Source organism: Pseudomonas sp. TE3895, assembly GCF_056278855.1.
Genome location: NZ_JBWBQE010000001.1, coordinates 3,022,638 through 3,041,333, shown reverse-complemented (window position 1 = coordinate 3,041,333; position 18,696 = coordinate 3,022,638). Strand labels below are relative to the sequence as shown.

Below are 18,696 nucleotides of genomic sequence, written 5' to 3'. Positions count from 1 at the left end.
GGCCTCACGGAGCACAGACATGCAGCAAGCACCCTCTGGAGTGGTAACCCTGCCGGCCTGGATGAATCGGCCGATCAAGAAGCTGTACATCACCCGCAGCGGCGGCCAGTACCGGCCTGATGATGTGGCCCAGGCCTTCGCGCTGAGCCTGCGCATGCACGACAGCGCCGATCACCTGCGCAGGCTGGCACGGCGCCTGGTCGACAAAGTCTGCCTGGAGCACCAGCCGAACATGAAGCGCCTGGCTCGTGAGGCTGACGACGCCAAGGTGTTCGACGCCGCGCTCAAGATCATCAATCGGGTCTGCGACCTGCTCGACATCGGGCCGGGCGCCACCTTCGTGCGCAATGGAGGCGATGATGGCTCTGACGCAGCAGCAGCGTGACGAGAAGCGCAGGGCCAAGGCCGAGCGCCTGCAGGAAGAAGACCTGCGCTTGAAGGCTCGACCAGGGACTAAACAGGCCCTGCTGGAACTGATGGAATGGGCCGGGATCGAGGAACAAGGCGAGGCGATGACGCTGATGATTCATCACGTCGAGGCGCTCGGGCATCACGCCTTGTTCAGGATTGCGCGCCACGAAATCGAAGCTCACCGTTTTGTGGCGCGTACTGAGCCGCTGCGGCTATCAGCAAGGAAGCGGACTGGCCAGCACCTGCGGGTGATCTGCGGCTGGGCTGACGCCACATACAGCCAAATGATTGAGGCGCTGATCCACGGCATCCACGCACTGGGCAGGGTGCACGCGGCGAAGTTTCTAACCCCGCCGCGGCACGAGATCAGCATCTCGCCGCGCCTGGCCCTGGCCTTCGACCGGAAGAGCATGCTGATGATTCAGCAGGATCCTGGCGACGAAGTTATCAGTCCAATCGCAGTCACTCGCTGATATCAATTATCCTCATCGACATCGAGCGAATCCCCTTCATCGTCGGTCAATCCGAATTCATCTTCTGCTGCGATCTTTGCCTCTGATTCAGTGTCAGCAAAAACCGTCCCGAGCTTTTTCCCATCAAGATACACGCGCCATTTCTTCATTACTGATCCTTATCCCGATCCCATGCCGGTCACCCGTAATACCCCATCCCAAACCAAATTGCCACCATGGCAAAGGGTCAGTTTGGCGAGTTGTTTTGGGAGTGGAACGGCGCAAAGGTCATGCCGAAAAACCAACCTCCGATCATTGCCAGCCATATCGACTTGTACCCGTCGACGTTGTAGGCAAGCCAGTAGTTGGCCGCAGTGATAACAACGAACACTGAGAAAAACTGCTTGCGGGAATATCTGCTCAGGTAGCGGGTTGCTGCGGCCTCTAGGTCTTTGAGCTTCTTCACTGCGATTCATCCTTGAAAAGACCCTGCAATCCTACCCTATCGCCCCATTTTGACACCATGCCGCATCCGGCCACGGAGGGCGGCGTATGCATGGAGAAAGCCATGAGCAACTACAACTGCGACTACGTCCGACGCCATTACGGCGTACCAGCTGAGATAGGCCGGCGCGTCATCGCCAACGGCGAGCCTGGCGTGATCATGGCCGACCGCGGTCAGTACATCGGCGTAATCCTCGACAGCGACCCGAAGAAGCGCATCCGTAACTACCACCCCACCTGGGAGATGCAGTACGGCGAGATGGCCGAGAAGCTTCCGCTGAAGCGCTACCAGGTTCTGGTCAGTGGCTGGGATTGGTGGGACATCACCAATCGCACCATCGTCGATGTGTTCGCCTGCACGCCATCGCAGGCCAAGTACAAAGCCTACGAGCGGTGCGAGTACCACGATATCGAATGCATGTTCGGCTTCAAGGTTCGCCGGGCCTGACCCTCCGGCGCTGCACGCCAGCGACTAATCTGCTCCGGCATTGGCCTATCTGATCTCAGTTCCGTTTATCGTCATCCGTTGGAGGGCTGTACATCCCTCTATCCTCGCTGAGTCGGTGAAAAGGCGACCGCTTCAGCCGAGGGATTGCGAAATGGTAAACAATCAACAGCGTTGCCCATCCAGCAAGGCAGAAAATCGAACGCTCGCTTTTGCTCAATGACAGGTCGAAAGAGATTGCCACTATCGCAAACATGATGCTGACGAAGAAGAATCCAGTCGACAGGGCATTGACGAAGAAATTAAGCCTGTGCCAACGATCTGGGATCAGTTCGAGGGGGCCTGTGGCGATCAGAGCAATTCCAAACGGCACGGAATAGCTGATCAACGACGCAGATGGCTTTCCCAACCAAAGAAACGCTATCCAAATCGCGAGCCCTATGAATGATGCCGTTCGGGTCTTCATCGCGGCAGCTCCTGATCTTGGCGATCTTCCTCGATCTCGCAACCCCATTACCACCATCCTTGTTTGGTGAGCGGCGAAGCATATCACTCGGCGCTGCCCGCCAGTGCCTTCCCCTATTCATCGATAACGCCTCCCCGGCGAGGGCGGCGCCTGCAATGGGAACGCTACCTTTTCATCCGGATCCGCTTCAGCTCAGCGCGCTCTTGAAATTGAATCCAGTCGAAATTGATGAGCGTTGACAGTTGCTTCAAATCATCGTAAGCCTTGGATGTCGCGTCCGGACTCGGGGTCGCGGCCATGTATTTCTCAACTTCATAGTGCATTTTATAAATTGATCCCATCAAACCGCTGTAGTAGACAACAAGTTTATAGTCGGCGAGATCGTGCACCAATATCGCTTTGGCTGCCTCCAAAGAGGTCTTAAACGATTCACCCAAATACTTTTCCCAAACCGAGCGAAACTCGAAATAAGCAGCCTTATCGCGTGCCAAGCCGGAAACCGACTCTGCGCTTTCAACCGCATTTTTTATGACAGCACAGTAGGCGTCGAAACGATCTATAGCAGTTCGTTTTGCAAGCCTACCCTGACGCCTGTTTTGCCCACTGCTGATTGCAAAAGCTCCAACAATCGCACCAATAGATCCAACCGCCTGCACCCAAGATGCAAGACCCGGATGATGCTCAATCCAAAACAAAACCCCTTCACAGCTCATTCATCGCCTCTTTAGCTCAGCACTACGCCGCGCACTAATACCCGACTTCACCAAATCACGCCACCCTGGCGAGGACCGCCCATGTCTGCATTCCAGAAAAAGAACCCGCTCGACTTCAAAACCCAGTACGCCCTTGGCTTCGATCCGCAAGACGATGAGATCGTGGTGGACTTCTTCTGCGGTGGCGGCGGCGCCGGTACCGGGCTGGAGATGGGCCTGGGCCGGCCGGTGACGGTGGCAAAGAACCACAGCCCGGCGGCCATCAGCATGCACACCGCCAACCACCCTGCAGCGCGCCACTTCACCACCGACGTTTTCGAGGGTGACCCGGATGAGGAATGCCAGGGGCGGCCGGTTGGCTGGTTCCACATGAGCCCTGACTGCACCCACCACAGCCAGGCTGCCGGCGGCCAACCGCGCAAGCGCGAGATCCGCAACCTCTCGTGGATCGGCCTCAAGTGGGCCGGCAAGAAGAAGCCTCGGGTGATCAGCCTAGAGAACGTTAAGCAGATCCTTCAGTGGGGTCCGCTGATGGCCAAGCGCGACAAGAACACCGGGCGGGTGATGAAGCTGGACGGCACGGTCGCTGCTGTCGGAGAGCGTGTGCCGGTGCAACAGCAGTTCCTCGTGCCAGACCCGAAGCGCCGCGGCATCACCTGGCGCCGCTTCGTGCACCTGCTCGAAGGCATGGGCTACCAGGTGGAGTGGCGGATCATCAAGGCATGCGACTTCGGCGCTCCCACCAGCCGGGAGCGGCTGTTCATGATCGCTCGCTGCGACGGGCAACCCATCGTGTGGCCAGAGCCGACCCACGCCAAACATCCAACCAAGGGCCAGCACAAGTGGCGCACCGCCGCCGACTGCATTGACTGGAGCGTGCCGAGCAAGAGCATCTTTGGTCGCAAGAAGGAGCTGGCAGCCGCAACGCTGCGACGCGTGGCCAAGGGCATGAAGAAGTTCGTGCTGGACAACCCGCAGCCTTTCATCGTGCCGATAGCCAACTGGTCGGGCGAACTGGCCCAGTCGGCGCATGAGCCACTTCGCACGGTGACCTCCTGGCCGCGCGGCGGGTCCTTTGCCATGGCAAGCCCGGTGATTCTTCCAGCAACACGCCAGGGCGCCGACCGAGTGAACGATCCGGGCGATCCACTACCAACAGTTACTGCGGCCAACCGTGGCGAGCTGATGATGGCCAGCCCCGTGATGGTCGGGGCCGGTGGCCCGGTGTATGCCGGTAAGCCAGTAGCCGCTGACCAGCCCATGGGAACGCTGATGACCCAAAGCCACCGGGCGCTGGCATCGGCGCACCTGGTCAAATTCAGGTTCAACAGTGAAGGTGCAGCCATCACCGATCCGGTGCCGACCATCACGAGCGGCGGCAACTACAAGAGGCCCGCGGGTGCGGCCCATGCCATGGGCGTGTGCACAGCCTTCATCGAGCAGGCCAACGGCGGATTCAACACCACGCCAGCCAAGGGCGCGGACGAGCCACTGACCACAGTCACCAACACCGGCAGCCAGCAGCGCCTCGTGACCGCCAGCCTAGCCACGCTCCGGCGCAACTGCGTAGGCCGTCCCGTAGATGACCTGGTGCCGACAATGACCGCAGGCGCAGAGCATCACGCCCTGGTCGAGTACAAGCTGTCGCCAGAGCACGAGGAAGGCGCCCTGCGCGTCGCGGCATTCCTGATCAGCTACTACGGCACAGAGAACATCAGCGCCTGCGACGCCCCAGCGCCGACGGTTACCACCAAGGACCGCCTAGGCCTGGTCACCGTCTTCGTGAAGGGCACCCCGTACGTCATCGTCGACATCTGCCTGCGCATGCTGCAGCCGCACGAGCTCTACCGGGCCCAAGGCTTCCCAGCCAGCTACATCATCGACAAGGGAGCCGACGGCAAGCCGTTCACCAAGACCGAGCAGGTGCACATGTGCGGCAACAGCGTCAGCCCGCCCCCGATGGCCGCCATCGCCCGCGCTAACGATCCTTGGATACGTTCAAATCACAAAGCCGCTGCCGCCTGACGCTAGGAATTGCTCTGTGGCACGCCTCCTCAGGGAACTATAACCATCAGCAGTTCTGTGGAAAAATGCTGATCTCAACGGGTAAGTTCGGTTCTGTTTCGGTCGACCCAGGTCGATGCAATGCTCACTTCGATATCCTTCACAGTCAGACAGAACAAATATTTATAGAACCTGGCCAACTCTTTCACCCCCATCGCAAGCAGAGCCGAATAGACTGGCATGTTCATCATCTGAGAGCGAGCCCCCTTCGAAAAGCTCAGAGAATCAATTTGCTTCCTGACAAGTTCGTCACCAAACGAACAGTGACTATCCGAGTGTGCAAACTCGTTCCTAAGTTTTCTGACCATCATCAGATCTCTAAAAGCATCATCAGAAATCAGACCAAATCCTCTAGCGATTTGGATACGAGAAGACAGAGTTCCTAATGGGCCGTTCCCGTCAAATGCTTTTACAATATATCTATTAGAGAGTCCGTTTTTCTTGAATTCAAACTCAATAATACGAGTAAGCGCCTTTTCTAAAATTGCTGCACCAACTATAACGGAGCCTCTATCCGATTCGGACATAAGCTCCTCGGTGCTAGGAAACAAAAACAACTCCTTCATCAGCGCCCTGCCTTGCCTTCAATTATTCGCGCCAACATACATTGAAAATCTAGAAGCTGTAACCCCTCTCCCCTCTATTCACTGCCGCGATATGGCGGCCAAGGTGAAGCTATGTCTCAAGCAAAGGAACGCCCGATCCTGTTCAGCGGGCATATGGTCCGCGCCATCCTAAACGGCCAGAAGACTGTCACGCGGCGCGAGATCAAGCCCAGCATGCGGAGCGCTGATAGCAGCTTCGAGCTTCACCAGCAGGAGGACGGTTTTGTCGAGAGCCGCGGCGGCCGGCCACTAGTAGGCCGCCAATACGCCCGCCAGAAGCTCAGCGGCGTAGTGATCGACACCGTTCCAGTTACTGCAGCCCCGCCACCGGCGCCAGCGTGAACCCCTGATTTTTCCCGAGTAAAGTGAAATGCGCCCAAGGAAGACCGAGAATCGCGACCTGCCGCCAGGTATGTATCGCCGCAAGAGACCAAAAGCCAACGGCAAGGTGTGGGAGGCGCTGTACTACAGAGACAAGTCAGGCAAGGACATCTTCCTCGGCAATGACTTGGTGAAGGCCAAGCTGAAGTGGGCGGAACTGGAGGCCAAGTCGGTACCGAAAGAGCTGACCACAATGAAGGGAATCTTCGACGAGTACTTGCTGAAGATCATCCCGGGCAAGGCCGCCAGAACCCAAAAGGACAACATCTACGAGCTCAAGCAGCTGCGAACCGTGTTCGACTCGGCGCCAATCGATGCCATCACGCCGGCGATGATCGCGCAGTACCGCGATTCGCGGTCGGCCAAGACCAGGGCAAACAGGGAGATCGCCCTGCTCTCCCATGTGTTCAACACAGCAAGGGAATGGGGCCTCACTACCAGGGACAACCCGTGCCTGGGCGTGAGGAAGAATAAGGAAAAGCCGCGCGACTTCTATGCCAACGAGACGGTGTGGCAGGCGGTATATGAGGAAGCTCCACCGGAGCTCAAGGATGCGATGGACCTGGCGTACCTGACTGGCCAGCGACCGTCAGACGTGCTGTCCATGCGAAAGGACGATGTGGAGGGGATCTACCTGATGGTCAGCCAAGGCAAGACCGGCAAGAGATTGAGGATCGTCTTGGAAGTGGACGGGGTGAAGAACAGTCTGGGCCAGCTGCTCGAGCGAATCATGCGCAGGACCAGCAAGCACCTGTCGCCGTTCTTCATCCTCAACGAGCACGGCAAGCGCATGAGCTGGCCAATGCTGCGCAACCGGTGGGCAGACGCCCGAGAGGCGGCCAGGGTGAAAGCTGAAGTCGAGAAAAAGCCAGACCTCGCCAACCGAATCGCCCAGTTTCAGTTCCGCGACATCCGACCGAAGGCGGCCTCGGAGATCAACGACCTGAGCGATGCAAGTGTGCTGCTGGGCCACTCAAAAGAGGGAATCACCGAGCGCGTTTATCGACGCGTCGGGGCCATCGCCAAGCCTTCCAAATGATGAAGTTTTGGGACTGATCCCAATTTGTTTTGGGACTTCGGCATTTTCTGACGCACAAAGAAAAACCCCGCAGACGTTAATCTGCGGGGCTTTCGAATGGTGGAGGCCGAGGTCGGAATCGAACCGGCGTAGACGGATTTGCAATCCGGAGCATAACCACTTTGCTACTCGGCCTCAAAGGTCGGATCTAGCTGCTTGCGCTTTGCTATCTCCTTGAAACGCTGAACCTTTTTCAAAGTTTGCTGCGTTTCGATGGGCGCCATTATGTCTTCATTCTTTTAACCTTGCAACCCCCTGAACGAAAAAAAATTTCAACGGGTTCAAGGTGTTAGCGCAGGCGGCTGAGTTTACTCCACAAGCCCACCACCGCGTTCTCCACTGTACCGCTGGCGGCCATGCCAATCCGCTCCTGCAGGCTCTTGCGTTCGGCATAGTGCAGGTGGAACAGGTTGGCGTTGCGTGCGCGCTCGCTCAGGTACTCGTCACTGGTCTGCAGCTCGTCCACCAGCTTGCGATTCAAGGCGGCCACGCCCAGCCAGACTTCGCCAGTGGCCACTTCATCGATGTGCAACTGCGGACGATAGCGGGAGACGAAATCCTTGAACAACTGGTGAGTGATGTCCAGGTCTTCCTGGAACTTCTCCCGGCCCTTCTCGGTGTTTTCGCCAAAGACGGTCAGGGTGCGCTTGTATTCGCCAGCAGTCAGCACTTCGAAGTCGATGTCGTGTTTTTTCAGCAGGCGGTTGACGTTGGGTAACTGCGCCACCACGCCAATAGACCCCAGTACGGCGAATGGGGCACTGACGATCTTCTCGCCGATGCAGGCCATCATGTACCCACCGCTGGCAGCCACCTTGTCGATGCACACGGTCAACGGGATGCCTGCCTGACGAATACGCGCCAGTTGCGATGCAGCCAAGCCGTAGCTGTGCACCAGGCCACCGCCGCTTTCCAGGCGCAGTACCACTTCGTCACGCGCGGTGGCGAGCGTCAGCAGTGCGGTGATTTCGTTGCGCAGGCTTTCGGTGGCCGAGGCTTTGATGTCGCCATCGAAGTCCAGTACGAATACCCGGCTCTTGTCCTCGGCCTTGCCCTTCTTCTGCTGTTTTTCCGCCTTGGCCTGCTGCTTGCGCAGGGCCTTGAGCTGGGCCTTGTCGAGCAGGCCGGACTCTAGGCGCTCACGCAGGTCCTTGTAAAAATCGTTCAGTCGGGTGACCTGTAATTGCCCGCCCGATTTGCGCCGACCTTTGCCACGCAGCCCGGCGATCGCCGACAGCACCACCAATATGGCGATGACCAGGGTGGCGGTTTTGGCGAGAAAGCTTGCGTATTCGGCAAGAAACTCCACGTTGACTCCTTAAATGCCTGCGCCACTACGGCGCGTCACTGTTGCAAGCATACCGTTGCGTCTGTGGTGCTGCCAGCCGGTGTAAACGCTGGCAACATCTTTCAAACAACCTTTTCAAACGCTTGTATGTTTTTTCGTTGACAGCCCGTGAGCCGCATCCTAACCTCGCAGCAACCTCCAACAGGCCGGAACCTTTCGTGGGCAATCTCTACCTGATTCGACATGGCCAAGCCTCCTTCGGTGCCGATGACTACGACGTCCTCTCGCCCGTGGGCGTGCGCCAGAGCCAGGCCCTGGGTGAGCACCTGGCCCAGTTGGGCGTGCGGCTGGATCGCTGCGTGGCTGGCGACCTGCGCCGCCAGCAGGATACCGCACGGCTGGCGCTGCAGGCGCTGCACGCCAACGGCTGCCCGGTGCCGGCGGTTGAGACCGACGCCGCATTCAATGAGTTCGATGCCGACGGTGTGATCCGCGCCCTGTTGCCCGACTTGCTGCCGGAAGAGCCCGATGCCCTGCATGTGCTGCGCAATGCTGCGCAGCACCGCAGCGAGTTTCAGCGTCTGTTCGCGTTGATGGTGCAGCGCTGGCACGATGGCGAGCATGCCGATAATGGCCTGGAAACCTGGCATTCGTTTACGTCACGCGTACAAGGGGGCCTGCAACGTGTGCTGGACAGCGCCGGCAGCGGCGATCATGTTGCTATCTTCACCTCGGGTGGCACCATTGCCGCCCTGCTCCACCTGGTTACCGGTATTACCCCCAGCCAGGCGTTCGCGCTGAACTGGCAGATCATCAACACGTCGCTCAGCCAGCTGAAGTTTCGCGGCCGCGACGTGGCACTGGCCTCCTTCAACAGCCAGGCCCATGTGCAGCTGTTGAGGGCGCCGGAGCTTGTCACTTACCGATAGGCCCGGCTTGTTGTGTCCCTGCGGGGACGTGTAAATCACTCTATAAGGAATGCGCCATGACCTCCGTAGCTGATGCCGTCAAAAAGATGCAAGAGAAATTCAACCCATCCGCTGCCGCCGGCCTGGACCTGGTGTTCGGCTTCAACATCACCGACGAAGACAAGCACTACGCGCTGATCGTCAAGGACGGCACCTGCGACCTGCAGGAAGGCGAAAACCCGGATGCCAACTGCACCCTGGTGATGGACGCCGAAACCCTGAAGGGTATCGTCAGCGGCGAAACCGACGGCATGCAGGCCTTCATGGGCGGCAAGCTGCGGGTTGAGGGCGACATGATGCTGTCGATGAAACTCAGCGAGCTGTTCCCGTCCTGAGGGCTGGGAATACCGGATGATCGAAAAACCGAAGCCTGACGGCTTCGGTTTTTTTTGCCCTGCATTCGGTGCAGTGATCCAACAGCAACACCCTCACCTATTTGGCACATGGGACGATTGTTCCAACCCTGGCGGACCATTAGATTACCCAATAGTACTTGCTATCGAGAATAAGGAAGACGCATGACGCTCACCGACCAGTCCACCCAGGTACGCCCCGGCGAAGAACTCGACGCGGCCGTCATCGACCCTTACTTCAAAGCCAATATCCCCGGCCTGCTCGGCCTGCCGAGCATCAGCCAGTTTCCTGGCGGCGCCTCCAACCTCACCTACCTGGTCAGCTACCCGGGCCGCGACTTCGTGCTGCGTCGCCCCCCCTTCGGTCAAAAGGCCAAGTCGGCCCACGACATGGGCCGCGAGTTCCGCATCCTCAACCAGCTGAACAGCGGCTTCCCCTACTGCCCCAAGGCCTACGCACACTGCACCGACACCGGCCTGATCGGCGGTGAGTTCTATGTGATGGAACGGGTCAAGGGCATCATCCTGCGCTCGGACATCCCGGCCGAACTTAACCTGGACGCTGGCCGGACCGAAGCCCTGTGCAAAAGCTTCATCGACCGCTTGGTCGAGCTGCACCAGGTGGACTACACCGCCTGCGGCCTGGCCGACCTGGGCAAGCCGGAGGGCTACGTGCAGCGCCAGATCGAGGGCTGGACCAGCCGTTATGAAAAAGCCCTGACACCGGATGCGCCACGCTGGGAAACGGTAACCGCCTGGCTGCACGAAAAAATGCCCGCCGACCACCCGCGCCCTAGCATCGTGCACAACGACTACCGGTTCGACAACGTCATCCTGGACGCGGATAACCCCATGCGCATCATCGGTGTGCTGGACTGGGAAATGGCCACCCTGGGCGACCCACTCATGGACCTGGGCAACTGCCTGGCCTACTGGATCGAAGCCGGCGACCCGGCGCCAGTACAGTTGATGCGCCGCCAGCCAAGCAACGCGCCGGGCATGCTCAGCCGTCGCCAGTTCGTCGATTACTACGCCGAGCGCGCCGGCATCCGCCTGGACAACTTCGATTACTACTATTGCTATGGCCTGTTCCGCCTGGCAGGCATCGTTCAGCAGATCTACTACCGCTACTACCATGGCCAGACCCAGGACAAGCGTTTCGCCCAGTTCATTCACATGAACCGCTTGCTGGAACAAATGACTTTGCAGGTCATTTCCAAGTCCAGCCTCTGAGCACAGCCCACGACGACGGATAACAAGGAAAACAGCATGTCCAAGACCCACCTGTTCGACCTCGACGGCAAGATTGCCTTTGTTTCCGGCGCCAGCCGAGGCATCGGCGAGGCCATCGCCCACTTGCTCGCGCAGCAAGGGGCCCATGTGATCGTTTCCAGCCGCAAGCTTGACGGGTGCCAGCAGGTGGCCGACGCCATCATTGCCGCCGGCGGCAAGGCCACGGCTGTGGCCTGCCACATTGGTGAGCTGGAACAGATTCAGCAGGTGTTCGCCGGCATTCGCGAACAGTTCGGGCGACTGGACGTGCTGGTCAACAATGCAGCCACCAACCCGCAATTCTGCAATGTGCTGGACACCGACCCAGGGGCGTTCCAGAAGACCGTGGACGTGAACATCCGTGGTTACTTCTTCATGTCGGTGGAGGCTGGCAAGCTGATGCGCGAGAACGGCGGCGGCAGCATCATCAACGTGGCGTCGATCAACGGTGTTTCGCCCGGGCTGTTCCAAGGCATCTATTCGGTGACCAAGGCGGCGGTCATCAACATGACCAAGGTGTTCGCCAAAGAGTGTGCACCCTTCGGTATTCGCTGCAACGCGCTACTGCCGGGGCTGACCGACACCAAGTTCGCTTCGGCACTGGTGAAGAACGAAGCCATCCTCAACGCCGCCTTGCAACAGATCCCGCTCAAGCGCGTGGCCGACCCCAAGGAAATGGCGGGCGCGGTGCTGTACCTGGCCAGCGATGCCTCCAGCTACACCACCGGCACCACGCTCAATGTCGACGGTGGCTTCCTGTCCTGATCAGGCTTTGACGGCGACCAAGGTGTAACTCAGGGGCAGGCGTGCAGGCTGCTCGCGCAGGCGATATTCGCCGTCTTCGCCCTTGACCATCTGCCCCGGCAGCGCCTCCCAGGGGATGCTCTGGTGCTCGACCAGCGCTGTCAGCTGCAGGCCCTGGGCCAACAAGGCAGTGATCACTTCTCCCAGGCCGTGGTTCCATTCATGGGTTTCGGTGTGGGCCAGGCGCTGATCGGTTTCGACGTAGGTCTGGTCGGTGTGCCACACCGTCGGCGCTTCGTGCTCGAAATACGGATATTCGAGCTGCAGGCGGTCCTGATGATCTTCGTTGACAGCCATCAGCATCGGATGCCCATCGCGCAGGAACAGCCGCCCGCCCGGTTTCAGCAGTGCTGCGACGGTGCGTGCCCATGGCTCGATGCGGGGCAACCAGCAGAGCGCGCCAATACCGGTGTAGACCAGGTCGAACGTACCCGCCGGCAGTACCTTGTCGGCGGCATAGACGTCAGACTCGACATACTGGATGGGCAGCGCGCAACGCTCGGCCAATGCCCGTGCCTCGGCCAGCGATGCCTTGGAATAATCCAGGCCGCAAACCTTGGCGCCAAGGCGCGCCAGCGACAGGGTGTCGGTGCCGATGTGGCACTGCAAATGGACCGTATCAAGCCCGTCGATGTCACCGAGCAATGGCAGGTCGAAGCATACGGTTTCGGACAAGTGCCCGTGTTGCTGGACCAGGCGCTCGACCTCGTAGTCCTTCGAAGCGGCGTGCAACGGGGCACGCTCATCCCAGCTTATACGGTTGAGTTGCAGTGAACGGTCCATGGTGTCGTCCTTGAGTGGAAGCACCTTATGCTAGCCGTCACCGCGCGCGCTGCGACATCACTGCCTTGAAAAAAATTGTAAAGCCCGCGCGCCTCTGCTGTGGCAACAACTGCCTTGCTCAGTACCCTGAATGCACGGGCCCTTGCATGAGCGGCGATAGCGCCAGCCGTTACAGGCAGGTTGCAGCAGCCGCTCGGCGTTGCAGAGCCACGCCGTCGTTCTGCTTCGCGTAGTAATCCACACGCGTCCCGCCCGGCTGCGGGTAAACGTCCACAAACGCTTCGGCCTCACGGGTAAACACGGTGAACCCGCCCTGCTTGCGCGGTTCCAGGTAGCCGCTGGCGTCATCACCGAACACCTTCTCTTCCTGCCAGCTGAACTGGATGCACTGGGCAACCAGCTCTGGCGCCTTGTGCGAGTCGAGCTGCGCAGTCGGCTTGCCGCCACGCGCCGTTTCCATGGTCGCAGAAGCACAACCGGCCAGCATCAGCACCGCAGCCAACGGCAGAATCGCACGCATGTTCCATCCTCGGGGTCGCGAAAAAGAAGGCGACTCTAGCACTGGCAGGCATCCCGAGTGAATTGCCACGCACTTGCCGCTGTCGCAGATAAAACATGCCATCACGAGGAACGCATCATGAAACTGCACTACCTGCTACTCGCCGCCCTGCCTTGCCTGCCCCTGAGCGTCAGCGCCGCCCCCTCGAGCGAAGAAAGCATCACCGCCCCCGAAACCCACAATCGTGAACTGAACGTCGGCGACAAGGCCCCGGACCAATACAAACGCGATGACCAGGCCGTCAAGGACTGGAAAGCCAAAGGCCTGCCCGAACCGGAAAAGGAAAGCCACTGGGTGCGCATGGGCAAGCATTACGTGCTGGTGCAGATCACCAATGGCGTGGTGCTGGCGATTCAACCGGCATCCTGATTCAACATGCCCTGGCCAAGGCGACCCATTGCAGAGCACCTCGCCGCCGGCCAAGTGCGCCTGGAACGCGTCGATACGCCAGGGCTGGTCGATGCCGGTAGCGCCACAGCCCGTTGGTGCAGGCGGGCGCATTGGCGCTGATCGCTGGACGCACAATTTTTTTTGCCCGCCCGGGAAACCAAATCGATCGGCCCCAGTCTTAAAAGGTGCCCCGTAAACCTATGCGGATCAAGGACCTATATCGTGCTCACGCGTCTTGCAAGCCTTTCTCTGGTTGCTGTTGTCCTGCTGACCGCAGGTTGCCATAGCCATCGCTACCATGATGACGACGGCTGGCGTGACCGCGACCGTGACCATCGCCACCACCACCGCCATGACCGCGACGACGATGACGATCGGCAATACCGCGGTGACCGCTACTACCGCTGAAGCGTCCTTTCAGCCCTGACCTGCCGCACGTTGAGCGGCAACTTATCCTGATGATTCCTTTGAGGTTCGTATCATGCGTCTGACTCTGCCTTCCCTTGCCCTCGGCCTGCTGCTGTGCCAGGGCGCTTTCGCCGGTGACGGTACTGCCGCCATTGGCGGTGGCCTGGGGGGTGTCCTGGGCAACGTTGTTGGTCAACAGCTCGGCGGCAAGACCGGCGCAGCCATCGGTGCCGGCGTTGGCGGCGCAGCCGGCAGCGCTGTCGGTGCGCGCAAGGGCAACCGTACCGAAGCCGCCATTGGCGGTGGCCTGGGCTCGGCTGGCGGCTCGCTGCTGGGCGGCGCAGTAGGCGGCAAGACCGGTTCGACCGTGGGTGCCGGCCTGGGCGGCGCGGCCGGTGGTGCCCTCGGTAACCATCTGGGCGACGACAACCGCGGCAGCAAGAAGCACCACCGCCACCGTCACTGACCCCGTGACCGGAGGGCCGCATAGCGGCCCTTTTTGTTGCAGCACATCAACACCCCCTTCACTACAAGCTGGCACACTGACTGCTACTGTCTATCGTGCCCCGTGTGAAGGAACACCCCCTCCCCATGAACCATGAGTTGCTCTGGGTCCTCGGCCTGCTGGCCATCGTGATTGCCCTGTTCGTCATCAACCGCCCACGCATGGACGTGGTCGCGCTGCTGGTGATTCTCGCCCTGCCACTACTCGGCATCCTTACCGTGGAACAGGCCCTGGCCGGGTTCAGCGACCCCAACGTGGTGCTGATCGCCGCCCTGTTCGTGATTGGCGAAGGCTTGGTGCGCACCGGCATTGCCTATCGCATCGGCGAATGGATGAGCGAGCGGGCCGGCAATAGCGAGGCGCGCCTGCTGGTACTGCTGATGGTGGCGGTGGCCGGGCTGGGATCGATCATGAGCTCCACCGGCGTGGTGGCCATTTTCATCCCGGTGGTGCTGAGCATCGCTGCGCGCCTGCAGCTGTCACCCAGCCGCCTGATGATGCCACTGGCTTTTGCCGGCCTCATCAGTGGCATGCTCAGTCTGGTCGCCACACCGCCCAACGTGGTGGTGCACAGCGAGCTGGTACGCCATGGCGAAGCAGGGTTCAGCTTCTTCAGCTTTACCCCGTTCGGCCTGGTGGTGCTGGTGCTGGGCATTGGCTACATGCTGCTGACCCGCCACTGGCTCAACGGTGAAGTGCGCAAGGACGGCCGGGTGGAAAGCCGCCGCACCTTGCTGGACCTGGTACTGGACTACAAGCTCAACGGCCGTGAACGACGCCTGCGCATCCGCCCTCAGTCGCCGCTGATCGGCCACAACCTCGGCGAGCTGAAACTGCGCACCAGACACGGCGCCAACGTGATCGGTATCGAGCGCCAGCACAAGTTCACCACGCGCGTGATCGCTGCCGACTCGGGCACCGTGCTGCATCAGGGCGACGTGCTGCTGCTCGACCTGTTCGCCAAGCATGACGACCTGCGCAGCCTGTGCCAAACCATGCACCTGGAGCCGCTGCACTTCAAGGCCGCCTACTTCATCGATCAATCCCAGGATTTGGGAATGGCTGAGGTCTCGCTGCCGCCCGGCTCGCAGTTGATCGGCAAGACTATCCTCGAACTGGCGTTCCGCACCCGCTATGGCCTCAACGTGGTCGGCCTGCGCCGCGATCAGGCCGCTATCGAAGAGCAACTGGTGGAAGAAAAGCTGCGCCTTGGCGACACCCTGCTGGTGGTCGGCCCGTGGAAGGCGGTACGCCAGTTGCAGAGCAAGCCCAAAGACTTCCTGGTCCTGAGCCTGCCCGCCGAGATCGACCTGGTCGCACCAGCCCGCACCCGCGCGCCGCAAGCGTTGCTTAGCCTGGCGGTAATGGTCGGGCTAATGGTCAGCGGCGCCGTACCCAATGTCATGGCAGCGTTGATCGGCTGCCTGCTGATGGGCGCAGGCCGTTGCATTGACATGAACAGTGCCTACCGCGCCATCCACTGGCAAAGCCTGGTGCTGATCGTGGGCATGCTGCCCTTCGCCCAGGCGCTGCAGAAAACCGGCGGCATCGACCTGGCGGTGGGTGGGCTGGTGAACGTGCTGGGTGGTGCCGGCCCCAGCGCCATTCTTGCCTGCCTGTTCGCCGTCACCGCAGTGATCGGGCTGTTCATTTCCAACACCGCCACCGCGGTTCTGATGGCGCCGGTGGCTGTCAGCACTGCGGCGCAGCTGGGCATGTCGCCCTACCCGTTCGCCATGACCGTCGCGCTAGCCGCGTCGGCGGCATTCATGACGCCGGTGTCATCACCGGTCAACACGCTGGTACTTGGGCCCGGGCAATACCGCTTTGCTGACTTCGTCAAGATTGGCGTGCCGTTCACCGTGCTGGTGATGCTGGTTACCGTCGTGATGGTGCCGTGGTTCTTCGGGCTGTGAGGAAAGTGGCCAGGAATAGAGGCAATTTGACATTATCGCAACCAATCGCGGCAGATTGACATCAACCACCCTGAGCCAACACACTGCAGGTAATTGCCCCAGGTGCTCTATCGCGTTGTCCTGGATTTCGTTTCCGCTTGCCGGTCGAGTTCATGGTTTTTCCAGCCCAATCGCGCGTATTGCCTTATGTCGTTGTACTTGGCGTGACCTTCGCCCTCACCCTGGGCGGCATCCTGGCACGCCCGATCGAATCGCTGTCGCTGTTCTGGCCAGTGAATGCGGTACTGGCCGGCGTACTCCTGCGCTACCCCCGTCAAGCCACGTTTACGGGCTTTAGCCTGGTGTGGCTGGCCATGGTCGGGGCCGACCTGCTGTGTGGCAGCGCCTGGGGGCCGGCTCTGTGGTTCAACCTGTGCAATCTTGGCGTGGTGGTCACCCTCTGGCAGCTGATGTCGCGCTTGCCTCGCATGCACCGGCGCATGCGCAGCCCGCGCGGCGTGCTTAGCGTGTTCGCTGCCTGCGCCGCCGCTGCCATGGTGGCGGCCAGCATGGCAGCGGTAATGGCCGCACCGTGGTTCGAACAGTCGTTGCGCGCCACCTGGCTAGCCTGGTTCAGCGAACAGTTCTCGACCGGTGTGCTGGTACTGCCGGTGCTGCTTACAGCGCCCTCGGTGCGGGCCTTGGTGCGCGGCGGCGCGCAGCCCATACGCCTGGCGCCGTTACTGGTACTGCTGGCCTCACTGGCATTCAGCATCGCTTTCGGTGGCCCTGGGGCCATTGCCTTCCCGATTGCCGCATTACTGTGGTGTGCCTGGACCTACTCACCGTTCCTGGTTTCATTGCTGACGCTCACGGCCGGCAGTACGCTGATCGTGGCCGTGGCGCAAAACCTCATGCACTTCAGCGTGCCGCAGAGCGAGCCTGGGGTTACCACGCTGATGTCGGCGCGCCTGGGCATCGCCATGCTGGTGCTCGGGCCGCTGGTGGTGGCCTGCGTCAGCCAGGCCAACCGTAGCCTCATGGCCCGCCTGGCGCACCAGGCCACCGTCGATCACCTCACCGGAGTGCTCACCCGCAGCGCCTTCACACGCCGCGCCAACGCGCTGCTGGAGAGCCGCCAACAGCACGCCCAGGCGCTGCCGCTGACCCTGATGATGCTGGACATCGACCACTTCAAGTCGATCAACGATGCCCACGGCCATGCAGTCGGTGACCAGGTGCTGCGCCAATTCGCCAGCACCCTCCAGGACCAGCTGCACAACGATGAGCTGATCGCACGCCTGGGTGGCGAAGAATTCGTTGTCATCCTGCCCGGACTTGCGCCAGAGCGGGCCAACTTCATCGCCGAACGCCTGCGCCGCGCCATCCAAGACCTGCACGTGGCACAGGCCGACCAGCGCCTCCAAATTACCGTGAGTATCGGTGTGGCAGGCTGCGACGCAGACATGCCGGCCCCCAGCCTGGACGAACTGCTGGCGAGTGCCGACCAGGCGCTGTACCGGGCCAAAGCCCGGGGCCGCAACCGCGTCGAACAGGCCGAAGCACAGCGCCTGGTGATCTGAACTAGCCGGCCAGCAGGTCCCACGACAGCTTGGCGATCAGCACACACAACAGCACCAGGAACAGCCCGCGGACAAACCCGGCACCCTTGCGGACCGCCAGCCAGGTACCGGTCAACGCGCCGAGAATGTTACACACCGCCATGGGCAAGGCTATGGCGTACAGCACGTTGCCCGTCGGCACGAAGAACACCAGCGCCGCCAGGTTGGTGGCAATGTTCACCACCTTGGCCGAAGCCGAGGCGTGCAGGAAGTCCAGGGCGAAGAAGCGGATGAACAGGAAGATCAGGAAGCTACCGGTGCCCGGGCCGAACAGGCCATCGTAGTAGCCGATAGCGCCGCCGATCAGCACTGCCAGGCACTGCTCCTTGCGGCCGACCTGGGCAGGTGTGTGCAAGGTGCCGAAGTCCTTCTTGCAGAAGGTGTAGACAGCCATCAGCACGATCAGCACCAGCACCGCCGGGCGCATCACGCTGGGGGGTACCAGCGACACCGTGGCGGCCCCCGCGAACGACATGACAAAGGCACTGAGTGCCGCCGGTACGATCAACCCCCAATCCAGCGTCACTTTACGGATGAACGAGCGGGCTGCGAAGGCCGTTCCGCACACGGACGCCAGTTTGTTGCTGCCGAGCAATGCGGCCGGTTGCGCGGAGGGCAACACGTTGAACAAGGCCGGGATCTGGATCAGCCCGCCGCCACCCACCGCGGCGTCGATCAACCCAGCGGCGAAGGCGAACACAGAAAGCACAGCAATATCCATCATGACGCG

At 60.7% G+C, this 18,696-nt stretch carries 24 protein-coding genes and 1 tRNA gene; 15 read left to right on the top strand and 10 right to left on the bottom strand.

Translation table 11 applies throughout. The features are described from left to right. The first annotated feature begins 19 nt into the window (after positions 1-19). Positions 20-385 (top strand): DUF7740 domain-containing protein, encoded by a 366-nt coding sequence (locus ACZ889_RS13615; RefSeq protein WP_180688364.1) that lies wholly within the window; start codon positions 20-22, stop codon positions 383-385. Beyond that, the gene (locus tag ACZ889_RS13610; protein WP_476257451.1) at positions 360-884 is read left to right on the top strand and encodes a hypothetical protein; all 525 of its coding nucleotides are present in this window, start codon (positions 360-362) and stop codon (positions 882-884) included. The genes ACZ889_RS13615 and ACZ889_RS13610 overlap by 26 nt, the downstream gene beginning before the upstream one ends. A 2-nt stretch (positions 885-886) precedes the next feature. Here the strand turns inward: ACZ889_RS13610 and ACZ889_RS13605 are convergent, their stop codons facing one another. Both ACZ889_RS13605 and ACZ889_RS13600 read right to left on the bottom strand, forming a co-directional pair. Next, on the bottom strand, positions 887-1,033 hold the full coding sequence (locus tag ACZ889_RS13605) for a hypothetical protein (RefSeq protein ID WP_178085882.1): 147 nt from the start codon (positions 1,031-1,033) through the stop codon (positions 887-889). Positions 1,034-1,110: 77 nt separating this feature from the next. After that, positions 1,111-1,329 (bottom strand): hypothetical protein, encoded by a 219-nt coding sequence (locus ACZ889_RS13600; protein WP_014756154.1) that lies wholly within the window; start codon positions 1,327-1,329, stop codon positions 1,111-1,113. A gap of 102 nt (positions 1,330-1,431) precedes the next feature. Here ACZ889_RS13600 and ACZ889_RS13595 point away from each other — a divergent pair, with 102 nt between their 5' ends. After that, positions 1,432-1,815 (top strand): hypothetical protein, encoded by a 384-nt coding sequence (locus ACZ889_RS13595; RefSeq protein ID WP_041168400.1) that lies wholly within the window; start codon positions 1,432-1,434, stop codon positions 1,813-1,815. A 55-nt stretch (positions 1,816-1,870) separates the two neighbouring features. Here the strand turns inward: ACZ889_RS13595 and ACZ889_RS13590 are convergent, their stop codons facing one another. Continuing rightward, positions 1,871-2,278, bottom strand: a complete 408-nt coding sequence (locus ACZ889_RS13590; RefSeq protein WP_476257450.1) for a hypothetical protein — start codon at positions 2,276-2,278, stop codon at positions 1,871-1,873. A 164-nt stretch (positions 2,279-2,442) separates the two neighbouring features. Then, the gene (locus ACZ889_RS13585; protein ID WP_108078250.1) at positions 2,443-2,991 is read right to left on the bottom strand and encodes a hypothetical protein; all 549 of its coding nucleotides are present in this window, start codon (positions 2,989-2,991) and stop codon (positions 2,443-2,445) included. A gap of 81 nt (positions 2,992-3,072) precedes the next feature. On the opposite strand from ACZ889_RS13585, the gene ACZ889_RS13580 reads away from it, so the two are divergent. Then, complete coding sequence (locus tag ACZ889_RS13580; RefSeq protein WP_476257449.1) at positions 3,073-5,016, top strand: DNA cytosine methyltransferase; 1,944 nt, start codon at positions 3,073-3,075, stop codon at positions 5,014-5,016. A gap of 74 nt (positions 5,017-5,090) precedes the next feature. Here ACZ889_RS13580 and ACZ889_RS13575 read toward each other — a convergent pair whose 3' ends face one another. Beyond that, positions 5,091-5,621 (bottom strand): MltR family transcriptional regulator, encoded by a 531-nt coding sequence (locus ACZ889_RS13575; RefSeq protein ID WP_108078252.1) that lies wholly within the window; start codon positions 5,619-5,621, stop codon positions 5,091-5,093. A gap of 111 nt (positions 5,622-5,732) precedes the next feature. Here ACZ889_RS13575 and ACZ889_RS13570 point away from each other — a divergent pair, with 111 nt between their 5' ends. Then, entirely contained in the window at positions 5,733-6,002 is a 270-nt protein-coding gene (locus ACZ889_RS13570) for a hypothetical protein (protein WP_180688019.1), read from the top strand. Between the two features lie 28 nt (positions 6,003-6,030). Beyond that, positions 6,031-7,080 (top strand): site-specific integrase, encoded by a 1,050-nt coding sequence (locus tag ACZ889_RS13565; RefSeq protein ID WP_180688368.1) that lies wholly within the window; start codon positions 6,031-6,033, stop codon positions 7,078-7,080. Positions 7,081-7,180: 100 nt separating this feature from the next. Here ACZ889_RS13565 and ACZ889_RS13560 read toward each other — a convergent pair. Beyond that, positions 7,181-7,254, bottom strand: a tRNA-Cys gene (locus ACZ889_RS13560). A gap of 154 nt (positions 7,255-7,408) precedes the next feature. Further along, positions 7,409-8,428, bottom strand: a complete 1,020-nt coding sequence (gene sohB / locus ACZ889_RS13555) for a protease SohB (protein WP_004577258.1) — start codon at positions 8,426-8,428, stop codon at positions 7,409-7,411. Positions 8,429-8,625: 197 nt separating this feature from the next. Here sohB and ACZ889_RS13550 point away from each other — a divergent pair, with 197 nt between their 5' ends. From ACZ889_RS13550 to ACZ889_RS13535, 4 genes are all read left to right on the top strand, one after another. Then, positions 8,626-9,336 (top strand): histidine phosphatase family protein, encoded by a 711-nt coding sequence (locus ACZ889_RS13550; protein WP_010954748.1) that lies wholly within the window; start codon positions 8,626-8,628, stop codon positions 9,334-9,336. A gap of 56 nt (positions 9,337-9,392) precedes the next feature. Then, positions 9,393-9,710: an SCP2 sterol-binding domain-containing protein gene (locus ACZ889_RS13545; RefSeq protein WP_003251077.1), complete on the top strand. Its 318-nt coding sequence runs from the start codon at positions 9,393-9,395 to the stop codon at positions 9,708-9,710. Between the two features lie 183 nt (positions 9,711-9,893). Next, positions 9,894-10,961, top strand: a complete 1,068-nt coding sequence (locus ACZ889_RS13540; RefSeq protein ID WP_476257448.1) for a phosphotransferase family protein — start codon at positions 9,894-9,896, stop codon at positions 10,959-10,961. Positions 10,962-10,997: 36 nt separating this feature from the next. Then, complete coding sequence (locus ACZ889_RS13535; RefSeq protein WP_003251082.1) at positions 10,998-11,765, top strand: SDR family oxidoreductase; 768 nt, start codon at positions 10,998-11,000, stop codon at positions 11,763-11,765. On the opposite strand, the gene ACZ889_RS13530 is transcribed toward ACZ889_RS13535, so the two are convergent. Both ACZ889_RS13530 and ACZ889_RS13525 read right to left on the bottom strand, forming a co-directional pair. Beyond that, the gene (locus tag ACZ889_RS13530; RefSeq protein ID WP_476257447.1) at positions 11,766-12,587 is read right to left on the bottom strand and encodes a class I SAM-dependent methyltransferase; all 822 of its coding nucleotides are present in this window, start codon (positions 12,585-12,587) and stop codon (positions 11,766-11,768) included. It abuts the gene before it with no gap. A 169-nt stretch (positions 12,588-12,756) separates the two neighbouring features. Then, entirely contained in the window at positions 12,757-13,107 is a 351-nt protein-coding gene (locus tag ACZ889_RS13525; RefSeq protein WP_003251087.1) for a hypothetical protein, read from the bottom strand. A gap of 117 nt (positions 13,108-13,224) precedes the next feature. Here ACZ889_RS13525 and ACZ889_RS13520 point away from each other — a divergent pair, with 117 nt between their 5' ends. The 5 genes from ACZ889_RS13520 (at position 13,225) to ACZ889_RS13500 (ending at position 17,927) form a co-directional block, all read left to right on the top strand. Next, positions 13,225-13,515, top strand: coding sequence for an RcnB family protein (locus tag ACZ889_RS13520; protein WP_003251088.1), 291 nt, complete (start codon positions 13,225-13,227; stop codon positions 13,513-13,515). A gap of 243 nt (positions 13,516-13,758) precedes the next feature. Next, positions 13,759-13,944 (top strand): hypothetical protein, encoded by a 186-nt coding sequence (locus ACZ889_RS13515; protein WP_004577263.1) that lies wholly within the window; start codon positions 13,759-13,761, stop codon positions 13,942-13,944. 73 nt (positions 13,945-14,017) lie between these two features. Beyond that, the gene (locus tag ACZ889_RS13510) at positions 14,018-14,410 is read left to right on the top strand and encodes a glycine zipper domain-containing protein (protein WP_003251091.1); all 393 of its coding nucleotides are present in this window, start codon (positions 14,018-14,020) and stop codon (positions 14,408-14,410) included. Between the two features lie 125 nt (positions 14,411-14,535). After that, positions 14,536-16,365 (top strand): SLC13 family permease, encoded by a 1,830-nt coding sequence (locus ACZ889_RS13505; RefSeq protein WP_476257446.1) that lies wholly within the window; start codon positions 14,536-14,538, stop codon positions 16,363-16,365. A 137-nt stretch (positions 16,366-16,502) separates the two neighbouring features. After that, complete coding sequence (locus tag ACZ889_RS13500) at positions 16,503-17,927, top strand: GGDEF domain-containing protein (protein ID WP_180688371.1); 1,425 nt, start codon at positions 16,503-16,505, stop codon at positions 17,925-17,927. Between the two features lies 1 nt (position 17,928). Here ACZ889_RS13500 and ACZ889_RS13495 read toward each other — a convergent pair whose 3' ends face one another. Beyond that, a complete protein-coding gene (locus tag ACZ889_RS13495) occupies positions 17,929-18,690 on the bottom strand; it encodes a sulfite exporter TauE/SafE family protein (protein WP_180688372.1) in 762 nt (253 codons plus the stop codon). Between the last annotated feature and the right edge of the window lie 6 nt (positions 18,691-18,696).

What these genes read in the sequence shown, in the direction of transcription:
- ACZ889_RS13520 (WP_003251088.1), top strand. Translation starts at nt 13,225, where the DNA reads ATGAAACTGCACTACCTGCTACTCGCCGCCCTGCCTTGCCTGCCCCTG.
- ACZ889_RS13545 (WP_003251077.1), top strand. Translation starts at nt 9,393, where the DNA reads ATGACCTCCGTAGCTGATGCCGTCAAAAAGATGCAAGAGAAATTCAAC.
- ACZ889_RS13605 (WP_178085882.1), bottom strand. Translation starts at nt 1,033, where the DNA reads ATGAAGAAATGGCGCGTGTATCTTGATGGGAAAAAGCTCGGGACGGTT.
- ACZ889_RS13530 (WP_476257447.1), bottom strand. Translation starts at nt 12,587, where the DNA reads ATGGACCGTTCACTGCAACTCAACCGTATAAGCTGGGATGAGCGTGCC.
- ACZ889_RS13540 (WP_476257448.1), top strand. Translation starts at nt 9,894, where the DNA reads ATGACGCTCACCGACCAGTCCACCCAGGTACGCCCCGGCGAAGAACTC.
- ACZ889_RS13505 (WP_476257446.1), top strand. Translation starts at nt 14,536, where the DNA reads ATGAACCATGAGTTGCTCTGGGTCCTCGGCCTGCTGGCCATCGTGATT.
- ACZ889_RS13585 (WP_108078250.1), bottom strand. Translation starts at nt 2,991, where the DNA reads ATGAGCTGTGAAGGGGTTTTGTTTTGGATTGAGCATCATCCGGGTCTT.
- ACZ889_RS13575 (WP_108078252.1), bottom strand. Translation starts at nt 5,621, where the DNA reads ATGAAGGAGTTGTTTTTGTTTCCTAGCACCGAGGAGCTTATGTCCGAA.
- ACZ889_RS13580 (WP_476257449.1), top strand. Translation starts at nt 3,073, where the DNA reads ATGTCTGCATTCCAGAAAAAGAACCCGCTCGACTTCAAAACCCAGTAC.
- ACZ889_RS13495 (WP_180688372.1), bottom strand. Translation starts at nt 18,690, where the DNA reads ATGATGGATATTGCTGTGCTTTCTGTGTTCGCCTTCGCCGCTGGGTTG.
- ACZ889_RS13610 (WP_476257451.1), top strand. Translation starts at nt 360, where the DNA reads ATGGCTCTGACGCAGCAGCAGCGTGACGAGAAGCGCAGGGCCAAGGCC.
- ACZ889_RS13565 (WP_180688368.1), top strand. Translation starts at nt 6,031, where the DNA reads ATGCGCCCAAGGAAGACCGAGAATCGCGACCTGCCGCCAGGTATGTAT.
- ACZ889_RS13510 (WP_003251091.1), top strand. Translation starts at nt 14,018, where the DNA reads ATGCGTCTGACTCTGCCTTCCCTTGCCCTCGGCCTGCTGCTGTGCCAG.
- ACZ889_RS13525 (WP_003251087.1), bottom strand. Translation starts at nt 13,107, where the DNA reads ATGCGTGCGATTCTGCCGTTGGCTGCGGTGCTGATGCTGGCCGGTTGT.
- ACZ889_RS13595 (WP_041168400.1), top strand. Translation starts at nt 1,432, where the DNA reads ATGAGCAACTACAACTGCGACTACGTCCGACGCCATTACGGCGTACCA.
- ACZ889_RS13615 (WP_180688364.1), top strand. Translation starts at nt 20, where the DNA reads ATGCAGCAAGCACCCTCTGGAGTGGTAACCCTGCCGGCCTGGATGAAT.
- ACZ889_RS13590 (WP_476257450.1), bottom strand. Translation starts at nt 2,278, where the DNA reads ATGAAGACCCGAACGGCATCATTCATAGGGCTCGCGATTTGGATAGCG.
- ACZ889_RS13535 (WP_003251082.1), top strand. Translation starts at nt 10,998, where the DNA reads ATGTCCAAGACCCACCTGTTCGACCTCGACGGCAAGATTGCCTTTGTT.
- ACZ889_RS13570 (WP_180688019.1), top strand. Translation starts at nt 5,733, where the DNA reads ATGTCTCAAGCAAAGGAACGCCCGATCCTGTTCAGCGGGCATATGGTC.